This window comes from Azospira inquinata (assembly GCF_018905915.1).
GTDB classification, from domain to species: Bacteria; Pseudomonadota; Gammaproteobacteria; order Burkholderiales; family Rhodocyclaceae; genus Azospira; species Azospira inquinata.
In genome coordinates, this window is the sequence record NZ_CP064782.1 from 1259042 (window position 1) to 1279862 (window position 20821).

Genomic DNA, 20821 nt, shown 5'->3' on the forward strand with positions numbered 1-20821 from the left:
CGAAGGAGCCACACTGTGACCGCCCAACTCTCCCACGAATACGTCGTCGCCGACCTGAATCTGGCCCCCTGGGGCCGCAAAGAAATCCGCATTGCGGAAACCGAAATGCCCGGCCTCATGGCCATCCGGGAAAAATTCGCCACCGCCCAGCCTCTGAAGGGCGCCCGCATTACGGGCTCCCTGCACATGACCATCCAGACGGCAGTGCTCATCGAGACCCTGACCGCCCTGGGGGCGGAAGTGCGCTGGGCCTCCTGCAATATTTTCTCCACCCAGGATCACGCCGCCGCCGCCATCGCCCAGGACGGGGTGTCCGTTTTCGCCGTCAAGGGCGAATCCCTGGAAGATTACTGGAACTACACCCACCGCATTTTTGAATGGCCGGAAGCCAACGGTGCCCCCGTGTTCAGCAACATGATCCTGGACGATGGGGGTGACGCCACCCTGCTGCTGCACCTGGGCGCCCGGGCGGAAAAAGATCTGTCCGTGCTGGATCATCCGGACAGCGAAGAAGCCACCGTGCTGTTCGCCGCCATCAAGGCCAAGCTGAAGACCGATCCCACCTGGTATTCCACCCATCTGGCCCATATCAAGGGCGTCACCGAAGAAACCACCACTGGGGTGCACCGGCTCTACCAAATGCACGCCCGGGGCGAACTGAAGATTCCCGCCATCAACGTCAATGACTCGGTAACCAAGTCCAAGTTCGACAACCTCTACGGCTGCCGGGAATCCCTGGTGGACGGCATCAAGCGGGCCACGGACGTAATGGTGGCGGGCAAGATCGGCGTGGTGCTGGGTTACGGCGACGTGGGTAAGGGCTGCGCCCAATCCCTGCGCGGCCTGGGCGCCACCGTGTGGGTCACGGAAGTGGACCCCATCTGCGCCCTGCAAGCCGCCATGGAAGGCTACCGGGTGGTCACCATGGAAGAAGCCGCGCCCCTGGGGGACATTTTCGTCACCACCACGGGCAATGTGGGGGTCATCACCCACGACCACATGGCGGCCATGAAGAACAACGCCATTGTCTGCAACATCGGCCACTTTGATTCCGAAATCCAGGTAGCCAGCCTGCGCCAGTACCAATGGGAAAACATCAAGCCCCAGGTGGATCACGTCATTTTCCCCGACGGCAAGCGCATCATTCTCCTGGCCGAAGGCCGTCTGGTGAATCTGGGCTGCGCCACCGGCCACCCCAGCTTCGTCATGAGCAACTCCTTCGCCAACCAGACCCTGGCCCAGATCGAGCTGTTCACCAAGACCGCCCAGTACCCGGTGGGGGTGTATGTGCTGCCCAAGCACCTGGATGAAATGGTGGCCCGCCTGCACCTGGAAAAAATCGGCGCCCACCTGACCACCCTGACCGCGGAACAGGCCGCCTACATTGGCGTCCCCGTGGAAGGCCCCTACAAGGCGGAAAACTACCGCTACTAAGACCCGCACTGGATCGGCCTCCCCCCGGAGGCCGACCCAGTGCCCCCCATTCCGGCGGAAGCCGCGCTCTTCTTTGCTCGGCGCCGCTTCCGCCTTTTTCCAGGAGCCCCCATGACCCCGGAAATTTCCATCGAATTTTTCCCGCCCCAGACCAGCGAGGGCGTGGATAAGCTGCGGGCCGTGCGCCAGCAGCTGGCGGCGGCCCAACCCGCCTTTTTCTCCGTCACCTACGGGGCGGGCGGCTCCACCCGGGAGCGTACCGCTGCCGTGGTCAAGGAAATCGCTAGCGAAGGACGGGTCGCCGCCCCCCATCTTTCCTGTATCGGCTCTTCCCGGGATTCCATCCGGGCCATCCTGGACGACTACCGGGCCGCCGGTATCCGCCATCTGGTGGCCCTGCGCGGCGACCTGCCGTCCGGCATGGCCCAGTCCGGAGAATTCCGCTACGCCAACGAACTGGTGGAATTCATCCGCCAGGAAACCGGCGACTGGTTCCGTCTGGCCGTGGCCGCCTACCCGGAATGGCATCCCCAGGCCCCCAGCCCGGCCGCCGACCTGCAAGCCTATGTGGGCAAGGTCCAGGCCGGGGCGGACATCGCCATCACCCAGTATTTCTACAATGGGGACGCCTATTTCCGCTTTGTGGACGAGGCCCGGGCCGCCGGGGCGGATATTCCCGTGTTTCCCGGCATCATGCCTATCGCCAGTTTTTCCAAACTGGCCCGCTTCTCCGACGCCTGCGGCGCCGAAATTCCCCGCTGGATGCGGCGTAAATTCGAATCCTTCGGGGATGATGGGGATTCCATCCGGGAATTCGGCCTAGATGCGGTCACCGCCCTGTGCCAGCGCCTGCTGGACGGAGGCGCCCCGGGCCTGCATTTTTACAGCATGAACCAGTCCGGCCTGATCCTGGAAATCTGCCGCCGGCTGGGCCTTTCCTAAGCCTTTTCCCAGTCTTTCCCGGGCCTTTCGGCCCGGGACCGTTCCCCTGGACAGGGAAGCACGACATAATGCCGTCATGCTGCTCGTCCCCCTGCCTCGGCGCCCGGATTGGCGCCATCCTCCCCTGGTCACCCTGGCCATCATGGTGCTGTGCACCCTGATCTACTTTTTCTGGCAGATCCCGGGGGACAAGGTCCAGGAGCAGGCCCTGGATTACTACGGCAAGTCCGTGCTGCGGGAGGCGGAACTGCCCGCCTACCTGAACTATCTTTCCGAGCAAGGCGGAGAAAAAGCCCGCCGCCTACGCCAGGCCTACGCCCATGACCGGTGGCCCCTGGTGCTGGCCGCCATGGAAAACGACGGGGAATTCCAGCTTCGCCTGCATCGGGGTCAGGTCATTACCCCCCACTCCCCCCTCTATCCCCAGTGGCAGACCGCCCGCCGCCATTACGAAGATCTCCGCAATCGGGCCGTCACCAGCCGCTACGCCTTCACCCCCACCGATCCCCGCCCCATCACCTGGTTCAGCCACATGTTCCTCCACGGGGACGAAAGCCATCTGGTGGGCAATATGGTGATCCTCTTCATTACCGGCTATCTGGTGGAAGAGGCCCTGGGAAGCCGGCGCTACCTGCTCTATTACCTGCTCGCCGGACTGGGGGCCGCCGGACTGGATCTGGCTCTCCACGGCCAGCGCAGCACCGGCAGCATCGGCGCTTCCGGGGCCATTGCGGGGGTCATGGCCATGTTTGTGGTGCTCTTCGGCGCCCGGCCCATCCGCTTTTTTTACTGGATCGTTTTCTACTTCGACTTCTGCGTCGCCCCCGCCATCCTGGCCCTGCCCCTATGGCTGGCCAACGAGGCCTACCAGCTCTGGGCCCACCCGGAAAGCCCCATCAATTACGTGGCCCACATGGGAGGCTTTGTCGCCGGCGCCCTGCTGGCCGCCTGGTTCCGCTGGCGCCATCCCCACCAGGCCCTACCCGATCCGGGGGCTACGCTGACGCCCGCGCCAGGGGAGGCGGAGCCCGCCGCCAGCCTGGCCCGCATTCAAATCCTGATTCGGGAACTCAAGGTGGATGAAGGGGTGGAGGCCCTGCGCCGCCTTTCCCGCCGCTATCCGGAAGACGAGACGGTGGTGAATCCCTATTACCAGCTGGCCAAACTCCACCCGGCGGACGATCACTACCATCGGGCCGCCGCCCGGGTGTTTGCCCTGCCCGCGGGGGACGGGGCCCGGGAGGCCCGGGTGCGGGAGGTGCTGCTGGAGTACATGAGCCTGGCCCGACCCTGTGTGCGTTTTACCCCGGACGGCCTGGCCACCCTGGCCCGGCGCCTGATTCTGGCCGGTTACGGGGAAGACGGGGAACGCCTGATCCGGGCCTTGCAGGCCCGCAACCCGGACCATGCCCAGATCGCTCCCCTGCTCATGGTCCTGGCCCGGCACCACGCCCGTCAGGGCAATCAGGAAGCCTTCCGCCGGGGTCTGGAAACCCTGCGCCAGAATTTTCCCGAAACGGAAGAAGCCCGGCTGGCCACCCAGCTGCTGCGCTAGCCGGGGGAGGGGCGCCCCTCAGGCCTGGGCCAGACGGGCCAGGGTGGCCAGATAGCGTTCCGCCTCGGCCCGCAGGGGATGGTCCGGGTAGCGGGCTTTCAGGGTTTCCAGAATGCGCCCGGCCATGGGGTCCTGGTGGAACTGCTCGCAGAGGATTTGGGCGCTGAGCAGATAGACGGCGGGAATGTCCCCGTGGCCCGGATTGCGGCGATCAAAACCCTTCATCACCTCCAGGGCCCCCCGAAAATCCCGGCCCCGGGCGGCGGCCTGGGCCAGGCCCAGCACCGTTGCCTCGGGCGTCTCCCAGGCGGCGTCCAGCTGGCGGCAGCGGCGCCATAGGGCCCAAGCTTCCGCCAGCTGGCCCCGGGCTAGATACACGGGCAGCACGGACCGGGCGTGGCTCAAGAAACGCTCCGTCTTATGGCCTAGAAGCAGCAGTTTCAGGTACCGGTCCTGGGCCCGGAAATCCCCGGGGGCCAGACGCTGGGCCTCATAGGCCACATCCAGGGCCTGATCCACCTGCCCGGCGGAAATAAGGGCGGCGATCCGCTCCCCCGGGTCCGCCGCCCGCTCCCCTTCCGGCCCGGCCAGCCCCTCATCCCCCTCGGCGGCCAGACCCAGGTCTCCGTGGTATTGGTACAGCACGTAGCCCATCAGGTTGAACATGATGAGGGTGAAATACATGAGGATGAAATTGATGGCGGGCACCATGGCCCAGAGGGGCAGCCGGGGCGCCACCAGCTTGAGCAGTTCCGGTCCCCCCAGGGAGAGGAGGAAGAGGAAGGCGCAAAGGCCCAGATAGGGCAGGCCGATGCTCCGAATCACCCGCCACAGGCCGGCGGGGCTAAGGGCGGCCCCCATGCTGCCGGTCAGGGTCAGCACCATGATGCTGGCGGGCATGGACAGATTCACCACCCCCTGGGCGACAAACGCGGCAAAGCGACCCGCCAGGGAGCACAGCCCCAGGGCCAGGCCCATGACAAAAAACACGGCGAATTGCTTGTAGGGTAGGGAATTGCGATGGGAGGTATCGGTCCGGTCGTAATCCTCCGGCGTCAGGTGCCCCCGGGCCGTCTCCTCCAGCACCCCGTAGGCGTAGCGGGTCAGGGCCAGCCAGGCGCCGAGGCAGGCCACCGCCGTAATCAGCAATTTGAGGGGCTTGATCATGGGCAGGACCAGGCCCGCCCCGCAGCAGGCGGCGAGAAAGAGCAGATAGCCCAGGGTCCGGGGCGCCAGGGGGAAGAGAAAGAAGCGGGGCAGGCGCTGCCAGAACGGGGTGATGGGGGCGGCAGAGAGGGCCATGGCGGAAGCTTCCCGATGTGATGACAAAAGGGTAGCCGAGGCCCCCGCCCCTTGTCCATCGCGCCAAAGCCATAGGCCCCCTCAGGCAGACTTGGGGCGGCTCACCAGTAATACCCCCACCAGCACCAGCCCGGCCCCCAGCAATTGGGCCCCAGACATGGGTTCCTTGAGCAGCCACCAGCTGAAGAAAATGGTCAGCATGGGCCCCAGGGTACCGATCAGCACGGAGCGGGAGGCGCCGATGCGGCGAATTGCCGCAGACTGCATAAACACGGGCAGCACCGTGGAAAACAGGGCCATGCCCGCGCCGCAGGCGTAGATGGGCCAGGGCTGGATGAGGGCGCCCAGGGGCTGGGTGAGGACAAAATGGACCTGGGTGGCACCGGTGGAGACCAGCATGGCCAGGGCGGTGAAGCGGGCCGAGCCCAGGCGCTGGATGGCCCCGGCGCTGCCCGAGAGGTAGAAGGCGTAGCTCAAGGAGGAAGCGAAGACAAAGGCGCTGCCCACCAGCACCGTGCCCAGGTCGGCGGCGAAATGGAGGTCATGGGCAAAGGCCAGGCCGATGCCCAGATAGGAAATGGCCAGGGAGGCCACCTCCCGCTTTTCCAGGCGCTTGCCGAGAAAGGCCACGGCAATGAGCACGGTGAGGGTGGGATAGGTGAACAGGATGAGCCGTTCCAGGCCGGCGGAAATGTAGCGCAGGCCGTAGAAATCCAGCAGGCTGGAACCGTAGTAGCCGAGTATGCCCAGGGCCGAGAGTTTGAGCCATTCCCGGGCGCTTAAGGGGGGCGCCCCCCGGCTCGAGCGGATACCGATCCAGAGAAAGGCGGGCAGGGCCAGGACCATGCGCAGGGAAAGCAGGGTCACCGCATCCACCGGGGCGGCGGGGGATACCAGATAGGCCAGTTTGACGAAAATGGCCTTGAAGGAAAAACCCAGGGCCGCCAGGATGGCGAGGACAATACCCAGGCGTTCGGAGGACCAGGGGAGGCGGGACATGGCGGCACTTCAACGGGGGAAAAGGCCCATTAGGCCAGGGCCAAGACGGGAAGACAATTGGCCTTCCCCCAAGGTAGGATTCGTCCACATCGAACGCTTATAGAAAGCCTTCAAGCGCCATGCACTACGATCTCACCGATCTACGCCTCTTCCAGGCCATTGCCGAGGCGGGCAATCTGACCCGGGGTGCGGAAAAGACGAACCTTGCCCCCTCCTCCGCCAGCCACCGGCTACGCCAGCTGGAAGGGGATCTGGGCACCCCCCTGTTTCTGCGCCAGGCCCGGGGTCTGCGGCTCACCCGGGCCGGGGAAGCCCTGCTGCGCCACACCCGCCAGGTTTTCGCCCGGTTGGAACAGATGCACGCGGACCTGGCCCCCTACGCCCAGGGCATTCGCGGCCACGTAAGCCTGTGGGCCAACACCCACGCCACCCACAGCTTTCTTCCCGACGACCTGGCCGACTTCCTCCGGGCCCACCCCCAGGTCAGCGTCACCCTGGAGGAACACACCAGCCCGGTCATTGTGCTGGCGGTGGCCGCCGGGGAGGTAGAAATGGGCGTGGTGGCCGGGGGCGCCGAGGGGGCCGGGGTGGAACTCCTGCCCTACCGCCAGGACCGGCTGGTGCTCATCACCCCCGCCGCCCATCCCCTGGCGGCCCGGGCCCGCTGCGGCTTCGGGGAGGTGCTGGACTACCCCTTTGTGATGCTCCACGCCGGCTCCGCCATCCACACCTTCACCACCAACGCGGCGGCGGCCCTGGGGCGCCACCTCAATGTGCGCATCCAGGTGCGCAGCTTCGAGGCGGTCTGCCGCATGGTGGGGGCCGGGGTGGGCATCGGTCTGGTGCCCCGCTCCGCCGTGCCTGGCGCCAATCTCCGGGAACCTCCCACGGTGGTGGAGCTGGACGAGCCCTGGGCCCGGCGGGACCTCTCCATCTGCATCCGCCGCCGGGACGCCCTCACCGGCTTCGCCGCCGCCCTGGTGGAAGAATTGGCCCGCCAGGGCGGCACGGGCGAACCCTGACGCCCGCCCCTTGTCCACCCAGCCGGGACCCGGGACTTTTCCCGGCCCCGGACCGTCAGGACCCGTTATGCCCAATCTGCTTGCCCAAGAGACCTCCCCCTACCTGTTGCAACACGCCCACCAGCCCGTGGACTGGCACCCCTGGGGCCCCGCCGCCCTGGCTTTGGCCCGGGACCAGGACAAGCCCATCCTCCTTTCCATCGGCTACGCCGCCTGCCACTGGTGCCACGTCATGGCCCACGAAAGCTTCGAGGATCCGGACATCGCCGCCACCATGAACCGGCTGTTCATCAACATCAAGGTGGACCGGGAGGAGCGGCCGGACCTGGACCACATCTATCAGACCGCCCATCAGCTCCTCACCCGCCGCCCCGGCGGCTGGCCCCTGACCCTGTTCCTCACCCCGGAGGGAGACGCCTTTTTCGCCGGCACCTACTTTCCCCCCGAGCCCCGCCATGGGCTGCCCGCCCTGGGGGAACTACTGGAACAGGTGGCGGCGGTGTACGCCCACCGCCGGGCAGACATCGCCCGGCAGAATCAGAGCATCCGCCACGCCCTGGCGGCCACCCTGCCACGCCCCGGGCAAGAGCCTCCCCGCCTCAAGGCCGAGCCCCTAGCCGCCGCCCAGGCCGAACTGGACGCCACCTATGACCGGCGCCGGGGCGGCTTTGGCGACGCCCCTAAATTTCCCCGGCCCACGGATCTGGATTTTCTCCTGCGCCGCAGCGCTACCACCGGGGATGACCACGCCCGGACCATGGCCCTCACCAGCCTGGAGAAAATGGCCGCCGGGGGCCTGCAAGACCAGCTGGGGGGCGGCTTTTTCCGCTACAGCGTGGATGGGGCCTGGACCATTCCCCACTTTGAAAAAATGCTCTATGACAACGCCCAGCTTCTGGCCTGCTACGCCAACGCCTGGGCCCTGGACCACCGGCCCGCCTTCAAGGCAGCGGCGGAGGGCATCGTAGCTTGGGCGGACAGGGAAATGGCCCTGGCCCAGGGGGGCTACGCCGCCTCCCTGGATGCGGACAGCGCCGGGGAAGAAGGGGCCTACTACCTGTGGACGCCAGAAGCCGCCCAGGCGGCCCTGAGTCCGGAACAGTGGGCCCTGGCCGCCCCGGCCTGGGGCCTGGACCGGGTACCCAACTTCGAAGGCCAGGCCTGGCACCTCCAGCAGGTGCGCAGTCCGGAAGCCCTGGCGGACGACCTGGGTCTGGCCCCCACGGCGGTCCGAGCCGGGCTCCAGGAAGCCCGGGCTGCCCTCCTGGCCGCCCGGGAACCCCGTCCCCGCCCGGCCCGGGACCACAAACTCCTGACCGGCTGGAATGCGCTGATGATCAAGGGACTAGCCCGGGCCGGACGTATTTTCGGCCGCTCCGAGTGGATAGACCGGGCCCTATCCACGGTGGATTTTCTCCAGGATCACCTGTGGCAGGAAGGCCGCCTGCTGGCGGTGCGGGCCGGAGGCCAGAGCCGGCTGCCCGCCTACCTGGACGACTACGCCCTCCTCCTGGACGCATTGCTGGAATGCCTCCAGGCCCGCTGGCGGGAAAAGGACCTGGCCTTCGCCCGGCGACTGGCGGACGGCCTGCTGCACGACTTTGAAGATCCGGCGGCGGGGGGCTTCTTTTTCACCGCCCACGACCAGGAAGCCCTGATCCACCGGCCCAAGCCGGCCCAGGACAACGCCCTGCCCGCGGGTAACGGGGTAGCGGCCCAGGCCTTGGGGCGCCTGGCCCTGGTGACAGATCATGAGCCTTACGCCCGGGCCGCCCGGCGCACCCTGGACCTGTTCTATCCCCTGCTGGAGCGCCAGGCCATCGCCTCCGGCGCCCTCCTGGGAGCCCTGGAAGACGCCCTGACGCCCCCCACCCTGGTACGCCTCACTGGACCGGCGGCGGAGCGGGACCAATGGAACGCCGAACTGGGCCGCCGGTTCCTGCCCCAGACCCTGATTCTGGCCCCAGAACCCGCCCCGCAAGACCTGCCCCCCAGCCCCCGTGTCAACGCCTGGGTCTGCCAAGGCGTTAAGTGTCTGCCGCCGGTAAATGAGTGGGAGAGCTTGCTGGGCATTATTTCCAAGCCGCCCAAACTGCATTAGTATTGGCGGGCTAAACAACAGCAAAACCCAACCTTCCTTTACGGAGCGAGAGCATGAAAGCTATTTACGTATCCCTGCTGGCCGCCGCCGGCATCCTGGCTGCTGGCGCCGCCCAAGCCGCTGATGAAACCGCCCTGGCCCAAAAGAGTGGCTGTCTGGCCTGCCACGCCGTTGACCACAAGGTCGTCGGCCCGGCCTACAAGGACGTCGCCAAGAAGTACGCCGGTAACAAGGCCATGGTCGGCAAGCTGGCCGACAAGGTCATGAAGGGCGGCGCCGGTGTCTGGGGTCAAGTTCCCATGCCCCCCAACAACGTGAGCAAGGCCGATGCCACCAAGCTGGTGACCTGGGTGCTGAGCCTGAAGTAAGGCGCTCCGCCAAGAAAAAAACCGACCCCCGGGTCGGTTTTTTTCTGCCCGCCGTTTTCCTCCGGCTCCGCCCGTCCTTTGGGCGCCCATGCCCCAAGGGGAGGCATTGGGGGGATAAAAAGCCCGTTTTTCCCCCCGTCTTCACCTCGATCCGCCCCACTCTGGTGCCTTTTTCCCCAGCCCCCTGCCGGGCCCCGGGCGAAAGCTTCCTGGCGGCTTGAAGGGAGCGCCGATTGGCGGTTGACAGGGGCTTTCACCGGCCACCAAAATCAATGCCCATGCGTTACGCCCCCCTTTTCAGGAGATAGCCCATGTCTTCCCCCCGTCCCGGTACCGCCCTCTTGGCCATGGCCGCCGCCCTGGCCCTGGTCGGTTGCAGCAACAAGGACAGCAGCGCCCCCGCCCCAGGCAGCTCCACCGGTTCCGGGGAAAGAACGGTCCTCATCGGCCACGCCGCCCCCCTCACCGGGCCCCAGTCCCATCTGGGCAAAGACAATGAATACGGCGCCAAGCTGGCCATTGAGGAACTCAACGCCCAGAACCTCACCATCGGCGGCCAGAAAGTCCATTTTGAACTCCAGTCCGAGGACGACCAGGCGGACCCGAAACAGGGCACCATCGTCGCCCAGAAGTTCGTGGACGCTAAGGTGAACGGGGTCATCGGCCACCTCAATTCGGGCACCACCATGCCCGCCTCCAAGATTTACGCCGATGCGGGCATTCCGGAAATCTCCGGCTCCTCCACCACCCCGGCCTATACCAAGCAGGGCTTTAAGACCGCCTTCCGGGTCATGGCCAATGACGAGCAGCAGGGCCGGGCCCTGGGCACCTACGCCACCCACCAGCTGGGGGCCAAGAAAATCGCCATCGTGGATGACGCCACCGCCTATGGCCGGGGCCAGGCGGACGAATTTGAAAAGGGTGCCAAGGCAGGCGGCGCCACCATCGTCACCCGGGAATACACCAACGATAAGGCCACGGACTTCAAGGCCATTCTCACCAAAATCAAATCCACCCAGCCGGACCTGATTTTCTTCGGCGGCATGGACGCCCAGGGCGGCCCCATGGCCAAGCAGCTGAAGGAACTGGGCCTGACCGCCAAGTTCCTCACCGGGGACGGGGGCTGCACCCCGGAATTCATCAAGCTGGGGGGCGCCGCCACGGAAGGCCAGTATTGCTCCCTGCCCGGGGTGCCCCTGGACAAGATGCCCGGCGGCCCGGCCTTCCGGGCCAAGTACGAAGCCAAGTTCAAGTCCCAGATCCAGCTCTACGGCCCCTATGTGTACGATGCCGTGATGGTGCTGGTGGATGCCATGAAGCGGGCCAATTCGGTGGAACCGGCCAAGTATCTGCCGGAAATCGGCAAGACCGACTACCCGGGGGTCTCCGCCCGCATCCAGTTTGACGCCAAGGGGGACCTGAAGGACGGGGCCATTTCCTTCTATCAGGCCCGCGCCGGCAAGTGGGTCTTCCAGGAAACCCTGGGTACCACCAGCGCCCAACCTTAACCAGGAAACGGCCCGACCGCTGGACGGCGCCCCCGGGCGCCGTCCCCTTGTCAGGCCCACGAGTCATGGACATCTTTCTGCAACAAGTCATCAACGGCCTGGTTCTGGGGAGCATCTACGCCCTGGTGGCCCTGGGCTACACCATGGTGTACGGCATCATGGGCCTGATCAACTTCGCCCACGGGGAAGTGGTCATGATCGGCGCCCTCACCTCCCTCACGGTCATCGACCTGCTGGCCAATTCCGGCCTGCCCGGCCCCATCCGGGCCCTGATCGGTCTGGCCGCCGCCATCCCGGTGTGCATGGTGGTGGGCTACCTGATGGAGCGCATCGCCTACCGGCCCCTGCGCAAGGCGCCCCGGCTGGCGCCCCTGATCACCGCCATCGGCGTCTCCATCGTCTTGCAAAACCTGGCCATGATGATCTGGGGCCGGGATTACCACGCCTTCCCTCCCATTTTCCCCGCCAGCCAGCATCTGGTCCTGGGGGCCACCTTCAGCGATTTGCAGGTGCTCATCGTGGTAGCGGCAGCGGCCATGATGGGAGGCCTGCTCCTGCTCATTAACCGTACCCGCCTGGGCCGGGCCATGCGGGCCACGGCGGAAAATCCCCAGATCGCCCAGCTCATGGGGGTGAATGTGAACCACATCATTTCCCTCACCTTCCTCATCGGCTCCGCCCTGGCCGCCGTGGCCGGGCTCATGGTCAGCGCCAATTACTCCATCGCCCACTACTACATGGGCTTTATCCTGGGTATGAAAGCCTTTACCGCCGCCGTCCTGGGGGGCATCGGCAATCTGGCCGGGGCCATGATCGGCGGTATTCTCCTGGGGCTCATCGAATCCCTGGGGGCGGGCTATATCGGCGACCTCACCGGCGGGGTGCTGGGCTCCAATTACCAGGATGTGTTCGCCTTCTTCGTCCTGATTCTGGTGCTCATCTTCCGTCCCTCCGGCCTGGTGGGGGAAAAAGTGGCGGAGCGGGCATGAACCGGCCCCTTGCTCCCGCCGCCCCGGCCCGGTTTCTGGGCCACCCGACCCCTTTTGTCCCACCTAGCGGCCTCCCTTCCCTAAAGGATTTCCGGCCATGAACTGGCAGACCTTCAAACAAGACCGGCGCAGCCTCTGGCTGGGTTATGGCCTCCTGGCCGTGGCCCTGGCGGTGCTGCCCTTTGCCGTGGGGGCCGGGCTGGGCAACGCCTGGCTGCGCACCCTGAATTTCGCCCTGCTCTACATCATGCTGGCCCTGGGCCTGAATATCGTGGTGGGCTTTGCCGGGCTCCTGGACATGGGCTACATCGCCTTTTACGCCGTGGGAGCCTATCTCTACGCCCTGCTGGCCAGCCCCCACCTGGGCAATGCCTTCCCCGCCCTGTTCCCCGGCGGCCTGCACTGGCCAGTGTGGGCCATCATTCCCCTGGGGGCCGGGGTGGCCGGGCTGTTCGGCCTGCTCCTGGGGGCCCCCACCCTGCGCCTGCGGGGGGATTACCTGGCCATCGTCACCCTGGGTTTCGGGGAAATCATCCGGATTTTCATGAACAACCTGAGCGCCCCCATCAACATCACCAACGGGCCCCAGGGCATTTCCAGCATCGACCCCTTCCATCTGGGGGACCTGACCCTGGCCAAGCCCATTGCCGTGGCCGGGCTGGAGCTACCGTCCCTGCACGCCTACTACTACCTGTTCCTGGCCCTGGCCCTGGTGATCATTTTCATCACCGTGCGCCTGGAAGATTCCCGCATTGGCCGGGCCTGGGTGGCCATTCGGGAAGATGAGGTGGCGGCCAAGGCCTGCGGCATCAACACCCGCAACATCAAGCTCCTGGCCTTTGCCATGGGGGCCACCTTCGGCGGCGTGGCCGGGGGCCTGTTCGCCAGCTTCCAGGGCTTTGTCAGCCCCGAATCCTTCGGTCTCATGGAATCGGTCATGGTGCTGTGCATGGTGGTGCTGGGGGGCATGGGCCACATTCCCGGAGTCATCTTCGGCGGCGTCCTGCTCACCATCCTCCCCGAGCTGTTCCGCCATGCGGCGGCCCCCATGCAGCAGGCCCTCTTCGGCCATGTGGTGGTGGATCCGGAAAGTCTGCGCATGCTGCTCTTCGGCCTGGCCCTGATTGTGGTCATGCTCTACCGACCCGCCGGGCTCTGGCCCTCCGCCACCCGGCGCCGGGAACTGAAGGGAGGGGCCCAATGAGCGCCGCTCCCCTGCTCCTGGAAGCCTGCCAGATCAGCCGCCGCTTTGGCGGCGTCCAGGCCCTGAAAGATGTCTCCCTGACCATCCGGCAAGGGGAAATTTACGGGCTCATCGGCCCCAACGGGGCGGGCAAGACCACTTTCTTCAACTGCCTCACCGGCCTTTACGTGCCCAGCGGAGGCAGCCTGAACTTTGACGGCGCCCCCCTGAAAGCCGCCGCCCCCCAGCAGGCGGCCCAGCGGGGCATCGCCCGGACTTTCCAGAACATCCGCCTCTTCGCCAATATGACGGCCCTGGAAAATGTTATGGTGGGGCGTCACCTGCGCACCCGCACCGGGGTCATCGGCGCCATTCTCCGCACTCCGGGGGCCCGGGCCGAGGAACGGGCCATTCAGCGCCGGGCGGAGGAACTGCTCCATTACGTGGGCATCGCCGACCGGGCTCAGGATCTGGCCAAGCACCTGTCCTACGGGGACCAGCGTCGCCTGGAAATCGCCCGGGCCCTGGCCACGGAGCCCAAGCTCCTGGCCCTGGATGAGCCCGCCGCCGGCATGAACGGGGCGGAAACCCTGGAGTTGCGTCAATTGATTGAAGGTATCCGACGGGACGGGGTAACCGTGCTGCTCATCGAACACGACATGAAACTGGTGATGGGACTCTGCGACCGGGTGGCGGTCCTGGATTACGGCAGCAAGATTTGCGAAGACATCCCGGCGGCGGTGCAGCGGGACCCCCGGGTGATCGCCGCCTACCTGGGGGGTGATGCCCCCGCCGCCCCGGAGGAGACCGGCCATGAGTGAAGCCCTGCTCATCGCGGAAGGTCTGCGCATCGCCTACGGCGGCATTCAGGCAGTCAAAGGCATCACCTTCCACATTAATCCGGGGGAAACCGTAGCCCTGATCGGCGCCAACGGGGCGGGCAAGACTTCCACCCTGAAGGCCCTGGCCCGGCAACTGGACCCGGCGGGGGGCAGCATCCGCTACCGGGGCCAGGAAATCAGCCGCCTGCCGCCCCACGACGTAATCCGCACCGGCATCGCCCTGGTGCCGGAAGGCCGGGGCACCTTCGCCCGCCTGACGGTCACGGAAAACCTGGAAATGGGCGCCTACAGCCGCAATCAGCCCCGGGAAGCAGCCCAGGACATGGAGCGCATTTTCACCCTCCTGCCCCGGCTCAAAGAACGGCGCCACCAGCTGGCCGGCACCCTGTCCGGAGGGGAGCAGCAGATGCTGGCCATGGGCCGGGCCCTCATGGGCCGTCCCCAGCTCCTGCTCCTGGACGAGCCCTCCATGGGCTTAGCGCCCCTCATGGTGCAGAAGGTTTTTGAGGTGGTGAAGGAAGTGGCGGGCCAGGGCATGACCATTCTGCTGGTGGAACAGAACGCCCGCCTAGCCCTGGAGGTGAGCCAGCGGGGCTATGTGATGGAATCGGGCCAGATCACCCTCCAGGACGAGGCCCGGGCCCTGCTCCACAATCCCCGGGTCCAGGCCGCCTACCTGGGTGAATAGGGTCGGGGATTCGCCCCATTCGGGGCGACCTGCCCTATTCCATCTTATCCGCGAAGCTCAGGGCTTCCAGGTGGGCCCGATTCACGTCGTCCGCCTTTAAGCCCAGCATGGCCGCCGAGGCCGCCAGGCCTTCCCCGTCCAGGGCTTCCGTGGCCAGGGCCAGATCGTAGAAGGGCTGGTAGATGCCGCCCCGCCCCAGCAACAGGTCGGTAATGGTCTCGGGCAGGTGCATGGCTTCCAGCACCTGATCCATGGGCACCCCCAGCATGTGGTCCAGGAGGGAAAAGGCTCCGGCGATGAAAAGGTTGTCGTATTCCGCCCGATCCACCAGGCCGTGGCCCAGGGTTTCCATGAGCCGGCCCCGGGTCAGGGCGGTGTGCATCATGGCCGGCGCCATGGGGTCCTTGGAGGCGGTAACCAGGAGCAGGGACAGCCACTTGTTGAGCTTGTCGTAGCCGAGAATAGTCACCGCGTGCTTGAAGGACTGGATTTCACAGGACAGGCCAAAGCCCACCGAATTGATGTAGCGCAGCAGCTTGTAGGAAAGGGCCACGTCCTGCTTCAAGGCCGTCTCGATCTTGGCCACATCCTCGTTGTTCCGCACCAGATTGAGCACCCGGATGATGTGGGCGTGGCTGGGGTTGAGACTCTTGCCCGCGGGCACGGTGAGGCGCTTGAAAAACCAGCCGGAGGCGGCGGATACGCCGCTATCCATGGCCGCCTGGAATTCCTGGGGGGTATCCGTATTAAAGGCCAGGGGAATGCCGAAGGCCTTGGTTTTGGCCACCAGCCCGGAAATTTGGGCCGGGGAATAGCTGTCCACATCAAAGCCGATGAAACGGAAGGGCAGGCCGGACGCCAGGTTATCCGCTCCGTCCTCGCCAAAATCCAGGCTCAGGGCGCAGGGATGGGCCTGTAATTCTGCCCGCAGGGCCCCGTCCCCGTTCCCCAGGGCATAGGGGGGAATTTCCAGCACGGTGTTTTCCGGCGGCGCCCAGAGCAGGAGATCCGGCCCCAGAGGCGCGCCAGCGCTGATAAACACGGACTTTTCCCCCTGGGGCCAGACCTCGGCCAGGGCGGTGAGGGCCGCGGCGGCGGCGGACATATCTCCCTGGGGATCGGGGAAATTGAGCCGGAAGCGGTTGGCGATAATTTTGCCCTGGCGGTTAAGCACGGGCTGGCGGGACAGAAAAACCTCAGGCATGACGCCTCCAAAGGCGGTCGATTCAGGCGGAAAAGGTGAAGGAATCGGCGAAAAATTCCGTTTCAGGCAGGGCGCAGCGACTAGCAAAATCCCGCCGGGCCGAGTCGATCATGGCGGGCGCCCCGCAGGCATAGACCTGGAAGCCGGACAGGTCGGGAAAATCGGCCATCACCGCCTCGTGGACGAAGCCGGTGCGGCCGCTCCAACCGTCTTCCGGCGCCGGGTCGGAAAGCACGGGCACGTAGTGGATATGGCCATGGTCCGCCGCCCACTGGCGGGGCAAGGCGTCCATATACAGCCCGGCCCGGTTCCGGTTACCCCAGTAGATGTACAGGGGCCGTTGGTCCCCTTCCCTCAGGGCGTGCTCCACCAGGGCCTTGATGGGGGCGAAGCCCGTGCCCCCCGCCAGAAGAATGGCGGGCTTAGGGGAGTCTTCCCGCAGAAAGAAGGTGCCGTGGGGGCCGTTGAAGCGGAGGATGTCCCGCTCCTTCATGGTCTCAAACACCTGGGTGGTGAACAGGCCGCCGGGCACCAGGCGCACATGGAGCTGGAGCAGGTTGTCGTCCCGGGGCCCGTTTGCCAGGGAAAAGCTGCGCCGCTTGCCGTCCTTGAGCAGAATGTCGATGTACTGGCCGGCCAGGAACTGGAGCCGTTCGCTGGCGGGCAGGCGCAGATGGAGCACCATCACGTCCGGGGCCAGTTTTTCCATTTTTTCCACCCGGGCGGGCAGGGTTTTTACCGGAATATCTTCCTGGGAGCGCACTTCCCGGCATTCCACGGTGAGGTCGCTCTGGGCCTTGGCACAGCAGAAGAGCACCAGCCCCTGGGCCTGTTCCGCCTCGGTAAGGGCGTGGGGCTGGAAAGCCCCCAGTTCCACCTCACCGCACAGCACCTTGCCCTTGCAGGCGCCACAGGCCCCGTTGCGGCAGCCGTAGGGCATCACCAGGCCCTGGCGCAGGGCCGCATCCAGGAGGCTCTCCTCCCCTTCCGCCGTAAATTGATGTTTGCTGGGTTCAATGCTGACCTTGAAGCTCATTTCCCGTCCTATTCCCCATGGAGGTTGCCCTGCCCCCGTCCCGCCTACCCGACCGAAGAAGTCGGATAAAATCGGGGGGTGCAAAAATTATTGATCGTGGGCTGCGGCGACGTGGCCCAACGGGCCCTGCCCCTGCTCCTCCCACGTTACCGCATCTATGCCCTGGTCCGCCGGCCGGAGCAGGCCGACGCCTGGCGCCAGCCCGGCGTGACGCCGATTCTGGCGGACCTGGACCACCCGGCCAGTCTGCAGCGCCTGGCCGGACTGGCCGACCTGGTGCTGCACCTGGCCCCGCCGCCCAACCGGGGCGCGGTGGACACCCGCACCCGGCACTTGCTGGCGGCATTGGCTCGGGGAAAAAGTCTACCACAGCGTCTCACCTACATCAGTACCACGGGAATCTACGGAGATTGCCGTGGGGCCTGGGTTTCCGAGACCCGGCCAGGGGCTCCGGCAACGGCCCGGGGACAACGCCGTCTGGATGGGGAAAAGCAGTTGCGCGCCTGGGGAGCCCGCACCGGGGTAACCGTGACCATTCTCCGCGCCCCGGGTATCTACGCCGCCGAGCGCCTGCCCCGGGAACGACTGGCGGCGGGGACCCCGGCCCTGCGCCCGGAGGATGACGTCTTCACCAACCACATCCACGGGGACGATCTGGCCGGGCTCTGCGCCCTGGCCCTGCGCCGGGGCGGCGCCAACCGCTGCTACAACGCCTGCGACGACGGCCAGCTCACCATGGGGGACTATTTCACCCTGGTGGCCCGCCACCTGGGCCTGCCTCCGCCCCCCCGCATTTCCCGGCAGGAGGCAGAACAGCGCCTCTCCCCCCTGCTCCTGTCCTTCATGAGCGAATCCCGGCGCCTCTCCAACCAGCGCATCAAGACCGAACTGGGTTACCGCCTGCGTTACCCGGACGTCTCCCAGGGATTGGTCGGTCTGGGGCACAATACGCCCCTGGCCTGATGGCCGGACCCGCCGTCCTGCCGCCCCCACCGCCTTCTGGAGCCCTTCATGGTCTATAACGTTCTCAAAGCCCTGCACATCGCCTTTGTGGTCTGCTGGTACGCTGGTCTTTTCTACCTGCCCCGGATTTTCGTCAATCTGGCCATGGTGCCCGCCGACAGCGGGGCGGAACGGGACCGGCTCCTGCTCATGGCGGGCAAGCTGTACCGCTTCATGACCCCCCTGGGCATTCTGGCGGTGATTTTCGGCGCCTGGATGTGGCTGGGCTTCGGGGTCCAGGGAGCCTGGATTCACGCCAAACTTACCCTGGTGCTGGTGCTGGTGCTCTACCACGCCTATTGCGGGCGCCTGCTGACGGACTTCGCCACGGGGTCCAACCGGCGCAGCCACCGCTGGTTCCGCTGGTTTAACGAACTGCCGGTGCTGATCCTTTTTGCCGTGGTCTTCCTGGCCGTGCTCAAGCCTTTCTGAGGCTTTTCCGGCCCCGCCACCCTTTTTCCGGTTTCCCCGTTTTTGCCGTTGTGCCGAGCCCCGTGCCCGGACTGAAAGCCGCCCATGTTTAAACTGTTCGCCACCTGTCCCCGGGGCCTGGAAGCCCTGCTCGCCGAAGACCTAGCCGCCGCCGGGGCCAGCGATATCCGCATCGTCGCCAGCGGGGTCGCCTGCCGGGGCTCCTGGGAGACGGTGATGCTGACCAATCTCCATTCCCGCATCGCCACCCGCCTCCTGCTCCAGCTGTCATTCGGCAAATACGCCAAGGAAGAGGACATCTACCGCCAGGCCCGCAAGGTGGATTGGCCCCAGCATTTCGACGTGAGCCGCTCCATCCGGGTCTATGTGACCGCCATCAAATCCCCCCTGAAGAGCCTGGAATTCATCACCCTGCGCATCAAGGACGCGGTCTGCGACAGCTTCCGGGATACGGTGGGGGAACGGCCCAACGTGGATACCCGGGATCCCCAGGTGCGCATCCACGCCTTTCTCACCGCCGAGGACTGCACCCTCTACCTGGACACCAGCGGCGCCCCCCTCTATCAGCGGGGCTACCGGCAAAAGACCGTGGAAGCGCCCCTCAAGGAAAACCTGGCCGCCGGCATTCTGCGCCTGGCGGGCTGGCAGCCCGGCACCGTGCTGCTGGACCCCATGTGCGGCAGTGGCACCTTCCTCCTGGAAGCCGCCCAGCAGGTCTGCGGTATCGCCCCCGGCGCCCGGCGCAGCTTCGCCTTCGAGAATTTCCGGGAGTTTGACGCCCGCCGCTGGCGCCAGTTGCAGCAGGCCGCCCAGGCCAAGGAACAGGCGCCCCAGGGCCAGCCCACCCTCTTTGGCCGGGATCAGGCCCCCGCCGCCTATCGGGCCACCCTGGCCAATCTGGACCGGGCCGGGCTGCTCGGCGCAGTGAGCCTGAGCCAGGGAGACATTCTGGAAATGGAGCCCCCCACCACGCCGGGCATCATGGTCTGCAACCCGCCCTACGGGGAACGGCTGGAGGAAAAGGACACCCTGGCCGCCTTCTACCCGGAACTGGGCCACGCCCTGAAGCAGAAATATGCGGGCTGGACCTGCTATTTCCTCACCGCCGACACCGCCCTGCCCAAGGGCGTGGGGCTCAAGCCGGGGAAAAAGACCCCCCTCTACAACGGGGCCCTGGAATGCCGCCTCTACCAGTTCAAAATGGTGGCCGGCTTTAACCGGCGCAAAAAACCGGAAGGGGCGGAGGCCCCCGCCGCCGACTGAAACCCCGGGGCATCGCCCGGGAAGATGCCGGGAGGCCCCGTCCCCTTTCTCTTCGCCCCGGAGGCCTGGCATGTCCGGCATGTTCTTCCCCCGTTCCACCCCCCTGGGGCGTGCCGCCCCCTGGGGCACCATGCTCTCCCTGCTGGCCCTGGGCCTGGGGCTGGGCAGCGCCCCGGCCCAGGCCGACGATCCGGCCACCCCGGCGGCCCACCAGCGCACCTATTTGCCCGGCTATCTGGCCCCGGGGGCCCTACCGGATAGTCTGGCTCTGCTGCCCCCGCCCCCGGCCCCCGGTTCCGCCGCCCTGGCTGAAGACCGGGCCGTGGCCCAGGCCAGTTTTCAACTGCGGGGGACAGCCCGCTGGGCCCTGGCCGCCGCGGATGCGGATTTGTCCTTTCCCCACGCCGCCACCACCTTTTCCTGTGCCCTGGGCCTGCCCATCGCTCAAGCCACCAGTCCCCATCTCTACCAGCTCCTCCAGCGCAGCCTGAGCGATCTGGGACTGGCCACCCGGGCCGCCAAACAGCATTACCAACGCCCCCGACCCTTCCTGGAAAACGGCCAGCCCATCTGCACTCCCGATGAGGCGGCGGCCCTGGCCAAAAGCGGTTCCTATCCTTCCGGCCACACCACCGCCGGCTGGGGCTGGGCCCTGATGCTCAGCGAACTGGCCCCCCAGCGGGCCGATGCCCTCCTGGCCCGGGGACTGGCCTTCGGGGAAAGCCGCAATGTGTGCAACGTGCATTGGCATAGCGATGTGGTCCAGGGGCGGACTCTGGCGGCCGGGGTGGTGGCCAAGCTGCACACGGCCCCGGAATTCCTGGCCGATCTCACGGCAGCCAAAGCAGAGGTAGACGCCCTGGGGGCCCGGGGAGCCACCCCGGAGCAGGACTGCGCCGCCGAAGCCCGAGCCCTGGCCCTACCCCCGTCCCTGGCCCAGTAAGGCCCCGG

19 protein-coding genes are annotated in these 20821 nt (G+C 66.4%); 15 read left to right on the top strand and 4 right to left on the bottom strand.

The window, feature by feature from the left end:
• Positions 1–15: 15 nt before the first annotated feature.
• The 3 genes from ahcY (at position 16) to Azoinq_RS15070 (ending at position 3931) form a co-directional block, all read left to right on the top strand.
• Positions 16–1434 carry an adenosylhomocysteinase gene (gene ahcY, locus Azoinq_RS05695; protein WP_216131204.1) on the top strand — a complete coding sequence of 473 codons (1419 nt, stop codon included), beginning with the start codon at positions 16–18 and terminating at the stop codon, positions 1432–1434.
• A gap of 111 nt (positions 1435–1545) precedes the next feature.
• Positions 1546–2376, top strand: coding sequence for a methylenetetrahydrofolate reductase [NAD(P)H] (metF, locus tag Azoinq_RS05700; protein WP_216131201.1), 831 nt, complete (start codon positions 1546–1548; stop codon positions 2374–2376).
• Positions 2377–2452: 76 nt separating this feature from the next.
• Positions 2453–3931, top strand: coding sequence for a rhomboid family intramembrane serine protease (locus Azoinq_RS15070; protein ID WP_216131198.1), 1479 nt, complete (start codon positions 2453–2455; stop codon positions 3929–3931).
• An 18-nt stretch (positions 3932–3949) separates the two neighbouring features.
• Here Azoinq_RS15070 and Azoinq_RS05710 read toward each other — a convergent pair whose 3' ends face one another.
• Together Azoinq_RS05710 and Azoinq_RS05715 are read right to left on the bottom strand one after the other, a co-directional pair.
• Complete coding sequence (locus tag Azoinq_RS05710; protein ID WP_216131195.1) at positions 3950–5233, bottom strand: tetratricopeptide repeat protein; 1284 nt, start codon at positions 5231–5233, stop codon at positions 3950–3952.
• An 81-nt stretch (positions 5234–5314) separates the two neighbouring features.
• Positions 5315–6232, bottom strand: a complete 918-nt coding sequence (locus Azoinq_RS05715; RefSeq protein ID WP_216131192.1) for a DMT family transporter — start codon at positions 6230–6232, stop codon at positions 5315–5317.
• 119 nt (positions 6233–6351) lie between these two features.
• On the opposite strand from Azoinq_RS05715, the gene Azoinq_RS05720 reads away from it, so the two are divergent.
• The 8 genes from Azoinq_RS05720 to Azoinq_RS05755 all read left to right on the top strand — a co-directional run bounded on the left by Azoinq_RS05720 (position 6352) and on the right by Azoinq_RS05755 (position 14933).
• Positions 6352–7254: a LysR family transcriptional regulator gene (locus tag Azoinq_RS05720; protein ID WP_216131189.1), complete on the top strand. Its 903-nt coding sequence runs from the start codon at positions 6352–6354 to the stop codon at positions 7252–7254.
• Between the two features lie 67 nt (positions 7255–7321).
• Positions 7322–9355: a thioredoxin domain-containing protein gene (locus Azoinq_RS05725; protein ID WP_216131186.1), complete on the top strand. Its 2034-nt coding sequence runs from the start codon at positions 7322–7324 to the stop codon at positions 9353–9355.
• Between the two features lie 53 nt (positions 9356–9408).
• On the top strand, positions 9409–9723 hold the full coding sequence (locus Azoinq_RS05730; protein WP_216131183.1) for a c-type cytochrome: 315 nt from the start codon (positions 9409–9411) through the stop codon (positions 9721–9723).
• A gap of 311 nt (positions 9724–10034) precedes the next feature.
• The gene (locus tag Azoinq_RS05735) at positions 10035–11231 is read left to right on the top strand and encodes a branched-chain amino acid ABC transporter substrate-binding protein (protein WP_232368571.1); all 1197 of its coding nucleotides are present in this window, start codon (positions 10035–10037) and stop codon (positions 11229–11231) included.
• Positions 11232–11296: 65 nt separating this feature from the next.
• Positions 11297–12220, top strand: coding sequence for a branched-chain amino acid ABC transporter permease (locus Azoinq_RS05740; protein WP_216131180.1), 924 nt, complete (start codon positions 11297–11299; stop codon positions 12218–12220).
• 97 nt (positions 12221–12317) lie between these two features.
• Positions 12318–13424, top strand: coding sequence for an ABC transporter permease subunit (locus Azoinq_RS05745; RefSeq protein ID WP_216131177.1), 1107 nt, complete (start codon positions 12318–12320; stop codon positions 13422–13424).
• Complete coding sequence (locus Azoinq_RS05750) at positions 13421–14224, top strand: ABC transporter ATP-binding protein (protein ID WP_216131174.1); 804 nt, start codon at positions 13421–13423, stop codon at positions 14222–14224. The genes Azoinq_RS05745 and Azoinq_RS05750 overlap by 4 nt, the downstream gene beginning before the upstream one ends.
• Positions 14217–14933: an ABC transporter ATP-binding protein gene (locus Azoinq_RS05755; RefSeq protein WP_216131171.1), complete on the top strand. Its 717-nt coding sequence runs from the start codon at positions 14217–14219 to the stop codon at positions 14931–14933. The genes Azoinq_RS05750 and Azoinq_RS05755 overlap by 8 nt, the downstream gene beginning before the upstream one ends.
• A 34-nt stretch (positions 14934–14967) precedes the next feature.
• On the opposite strand, the gene Azoinq_RS05760 is transcribed toward Azoinq_RS05755, so the two are convergent.
• Together Azoinq_RS05760 and Azoinq_RS05765 are read right to left on the bottom strand one after the other, a co-directional pair.
• Complete coding sequence (locus tag Azoinq_RS05760; RefSeq protein ID WP_216131167.1) at positions 14968–16137, bottom strand: EAL and HDOD domain-containing protein; 1170 nt, start codon at positions 16135–16137, stop codon at positions 14968–14970.
• Positions 16138–16159: 22 nt separating this feature from the next.
• Entirely contained in the window at positions 16160–17173 is a 1014-nt protein-coding gene (locus Azoinq_RS05765; protein ID WP_216131164.1) for a CDP-6-deoxy-delta-3,4-glucoseen reductase, read from the bottom strand.
• A 78-nt stretch (positions 17174–17251) separates the two neighbouring features.
• On the opposite strand from Azoinq_RS05765, the gene Azoinq_RS05770 reads away from it, so the two are divergent.
• The 4 genes from Azoinq_RS05770 (at position 17252) to Azoinq_RS05785 (ending at position 20813) form a co-directional block, all read left to right on the top strand.
• Positions 17252–18136 carry an SDR family oxidoreductase gene (locus Azoinq_RS05770; protein ID WP_216131161.1) on the top strand — a complete coding sequence of 295 codons (885 nt, stop codon included), beginning with the start codon at positions 17252–17254 and terminating at the stop codon, positions 18134–18136.
• Between the two features lie 48 nt (positions 18137–18184).
• On the top strand, positions 18185–18607 hold the full coding sequence (locus tag Azoinq_RS05775) for a CopD family protein (RefSeq protein WP_216131158.1): 423 nt from the start codon (positions 18185–18187) through the stop codon (positions 18605–18607).
• An 84-nt stretch (positions 18608–18691) separates the two neighbouring features.
• Positions 18692–19870, top strand: a complete 1179-nt coding sequence (locus tag Azoinq_RS05780) for a THUMP domain-containing class I SAM-dependent RNA methyltransferase (protein ID WP_216131155.1) — start codon at positions 18692–18694, stop codon at positions 19868–19870.
• Positions 19871–19940: 70 nt separating this feature from the next.
• Positions 19941–20813: an acid phosphatase gene (locus Azoinq_RS05785; RefSeq protein ID WP_216131152.1), complete on the top strand. Its 873-nt coding sequence runs from the start codon at positions 19941–19943 to the stop codon at positions 20811–20813.
• The last annotated feature ends 8 nt before the right edge of the window (positions 20814–20821 follow it).

Bases quoted from the DNA above. Each gene is read 5' to 3' on its own strand.
- Azoinq_RS05765 (WP_216131164.1), bottom strand. From the start codon at position 17,173: ATGAGCTTCAAGGTCAGCATTGAACCCAGCAAACATCAATTTACGGCG.
- Azoinq_RS05720 (WP_216131189.1), top strand. From the start codon at position 6,352: ATGCACTACGATCTCACCGATCTACGCCTCTTCCAGGCCATTGCCGAG.
- Azoinq_RS05775 (WP_216131158.1), top strand. From the start codon at position 18,185: ATGGTCTATAACGTTCTCAAAGCCCTGCACATCGCCTTTGTGGTCTGC.
- metF (WP_216131201.1), top strand. From the start codon at position 1,546: ATGACCCCGGAAATTTCCATCGAATTTTTCCCGCCCCAGACCAGCGAG.
- Azoinq_RS05745 (WP_216131177.1), top strand. From the start codon at position 12,318: ATGAACTGGCAGACCTTCAAACAAGACCGGCGCAGCCTCTGGCTGGGT.
- Azoinq_RS05730 (WP_216131183.1), top strand. From the start codon at position 9,409: ATGAAAGCTATTTACGTATCCCTGCTGGCCGCCGCCGGCATCCTGGCT.
- Azoinq_RS05715 (WP_216131192.1), bottom strand. From the start codon at position 6,232: ATGTCCCGCCTCCCCTGGTCCTCCGAACGCCTGGGTATTGTCCTCGCC.
- Azoinq_RS05735 (WP_232368571.1), top strand. From the start codon at position 10,035: ATGTCTTCCCCCCGTCCCGGTACCGCCCTCTTGGCCATGGCCGCCGCC.
- Azoinq_RS05725 (WP_216131186.1), top strand. From the start codon at position 7,322: ATGCCCAATCTGCTTGCCCAAGAGACCTCCCCCTACCTGTTGCAACAC.
- Azoinq_RS05755 (WP_216131171.1), top strand. From the start codon at position 14,217: ATGAGTGAAGCCCTGCTCATCGCGGAAGGTCTGCGCATCGCCTACGGC.
- Azoinq_RS05785 (WP_216131152.1), top strand. From the start codon at position 19,941: ATGTCCGGCATGTTCTTCCCCCGTTCCACCCCCCTGGGGCGTGCCGCC.
- Azoinq_RS05750 (WP_216131174.1), top strand. From the start codon at position 13,421: ATGAGCGCCGCTCCCCTGCTCCTGGAAGCCTGCCAGATCAGCCGCCGC.
- Azoinq_RS05710 (WP_216131195.1), bottom strand. From the start codon at position 5,233: ATGGCCCTCTCTGCCGCCCCCATCACCCCGTTCTGGCAGCGCCTGCCC.
- Azoinq_RS05740 (WP_216131180.1), top strand. From the start codon at position 11,297: ATGGACATCTTTCTGCAACAAGTCATCAACGGCCTGGTTCTGGGGAGC.
- Azoinq_RS05760 (WP_216131167.1), bottom strand. From the start codon at position 16,137: ATGCCTGAGGTTTTTCTGTCCCGCCAGCCCGTGCTTAACCGCCAGGGC.
- Azoinq_RS15070 (WP_216131198.1), top strand. From the start codon at position 2,453: ATGCTGCTCGTCCCCCTGCCTCGGCGCCCGGATTGGCGCCATCCTCCC.
- Azoinq_RS05780 (WP_216131155.1), top strand. From the start codon at position 18,692: ATGTTTAAACTGTTCGCCACCTGTCCCCGGGGCCTGGAAGCCCTGCTC.